1 pseudogene is annotated in these 265 nt (G+C 73.2%); it reads left to right on the top strand.

Annotation, left to right across the window (positions count from 1 at the left end):
* Nucleotides 1–265 (top strand): annotated as a pseudogene (locus IEI94_RS22665) (aldehyde dehydrogenase (NADP(+))); the annotation flags it as partial.

Here is a 265-nt window from a genome sequence, read left to right on the forward strand (position 1 = left end):
CGGCCTTCGTCGGCTCGCTGAATATGGGCGCCGGCCAGTTCTGCACCAACCCCGGCCTGGTGCTGGGGGTCAAGGGCGAGGCGCTGGACGCCTTCGTCAAGGCTGCCGGTGAGGCGGTCTCCGCCAGCGGCGCCCAGACCATGCTTACCCCCGGGATCCACGGCGCCTACCGCGACGGCCTCGGCGCCCTGGCCGGCCATGCCAAGGTCAGAGAAGTCGCCCGCGGCCAGAGCGGCGACGGCCCCCACCAGTGCCAGACCGGGCT

Origin of the sequence: Halomonas sp. ML-15, from assembly GCF_014779595.1 — a bacterium.
GTDB lineage: Bacteria > Pseudomonadota > Gammaproteobacteria > Pseudomonadales > Halomonadaceae > Franzmannia.